The sequence below is a fragment of the Mesorhizobium sp. M7A.F.Ca.CA.003.01.2.1 genome, from assembly GCF_003998945.1.
In the GTDB taxonomy this organism is placed as follows: Bacteria; Pseudomonadota; Alphaproteobacteria; order Rhizobiales; family Rhizobiaceae; genus Mesorhizobium; species Mesorhizobium ciceri.
The window spans coordinates 1-1,768 of sequence record NZ_RZRA01001066.1 but is presented as its reverse complement, the minus strand read 5'-3'; the positions used below and the strand labels follow the sequence as shown (position 1 = coordinate 1,768).

The following is a 1,768-nucleotide window of genomic DNA, read 5'->3' as shown; positions in this document are numbered from 1 at the left end:
CAGTAAACGCCCTGAACCAGAGCAGAACCTTCACCGCCTCACTCCGTCACGCACCCCTCATCCGTCTCGGCGCTGCGCGCCGATCCACCTTCTCCCACAAGGGGAGAAGGTCAGAAGCGTCAGCGCCCCTTCAAGTGCAGGGCTAGCCGGTGGATCGCTGCGATCATCTGACGGGTTGAAAATGGCCGGCGCGAATGCCGGTGAGGCAGTTGCCTGAGCCCGCGCCGGCCACTGGCGAACCTGGGTCCGCCGCCCGGATTTTTTACCGTTCCGCCGATGCCCGATCAACCAGGCCGGACGTTTGGTACGGAAGCGAACAAAGGCTCACCGGGCCGGCTTCAGCAGCGTCCAGATCCAGCCGACAAAGGTCAGCACCAGGAACGGATAGCCGGCGGCGGGCAGCGGCGCCGAGGTCGGCAGCAAGGGCGCGCCCCAGAGGATCATGCAAGCCGAGACGACAAACAGCGCGGCGGCCACGAGCGCGGTGAGGCGCATCCACAGGGCGAATGTCTTCGGCGCGCTGACCATGACCAGTGCGGCCGCCCAAAGCGAGATGCCGCCGACATAGGACGGCACGCTGGCCTCAAGCCCCGCCGCATTGCCGGCCATCAACAGGGTCTCGCCGGCCAGGAAGGTCAGGAAGCCGGCCGCTATGCAATCATTGCCCAGCCGCTGGTGTTTCATCGTCAGCAGCGCGGTGGCGACCACGAGAGCCACGCCGTCGATCGTCCAGAGCGTTTCGCGCAGCGGCGCGCTGGCGACGAAGGTGCCGGCCAGCCCGAAGGCGCCGCCGCAAGGCCGACCGCGGCGGTGGTGTCTGATGTGGTGCGCATTTGAGGGGAGAGAATACCCCGAGGTGGGTCTGCCCTCCCGAACACAACAGTCGCGCTTCTCAGAGCCACGCAATCGGAGAAATGGCCATTTCGTGGCCCCATCGCCGCGTTCGCGCAGGATATGATGCCATCCCGACTCACACTTCAATTTAACCTGATATCAATCGTCTTTTCGTCGCTCGTGGAAAACGCCCCGACTGCATATGCTTCGTCTTCCAAGATCGGCTCGATCATCGCAGTCGCGTAGATTATCTGATGCTCTACCTTACTTTCCTTCGAGATACGGAGGATTTGCAGTTGGAAGTTTTGGCTGCGGATTGCCTCCACCCCCATGTTTTCGTGAGTATCAATCATGCAGAAGCGGGGATGGCGAAAGAACTCCGTCTTAGTTGCTGCAGCAAGGAATCCCAGGTAGAAGCTGCTTTTCAAAATCGCTCTGGAGCTAGCCGAGAAGTAATTCTCCCCGTCTACAGCGATCTTGTTTTGCCCAAACGTAAAGCTGATAGTTTCAGGGTCCTCAAATATATCTTGCCGCCTCAAATCGTTGCGTAGAAGCTCCTTAACCTCGTTAGAGATACGAGTATAGGCGATGGATAGTCTATTCTGCTGTTGAGCGCGAAGTGCATCATTGTAGGATTTTAGCCCAGCGATAGCACCTTCCAGCTCCTCGCGCCGACTCGAAAGCTCTCGTATAGTTTCAACCAATTTGGCCTTCTGATCTAAATCTTCGACCTGTCTCTCCAAGTATCCGGCTCGTCGGTGCAATTCTCCGATACGGTCTCGTAATGTAGTCGATGGCAATCGTTGCACCGAAGCAAGATGTTGGGACGCCTGTTGCCAATCTTCTTCGAGTCGCCGCAGTGAAATATCCAATCGGGTTAGGCGCTCACTTCGCTTCCTTTGAAGTTCCTCCGATTGGTTGATCTGGAGGCTGG

General features: G+C 58.5%; 1 protein-coding gene and 1 pseudogene. Both read right to left on the bottom strand.

What is annotated here, in order from left to right:
• Nucleotides 1–324 precede the first annotated feature (324 nt).
• Entirely contained in the window at nucleotides 325–717 is a 393-nt protein-coding gene (locus EN969_RS35410) for a hypothetical protein (RefSeq protein WP_244514249.1), read from the bottom strand.
• A 260-nt stretch (nucleotides 718–977) separates the two neighbouring features.
• Nucleotides 978–1,768: pseudogene (locus EN969_RS29675) on the bottom strand (hypothetical protein); the annotation flags it as partial.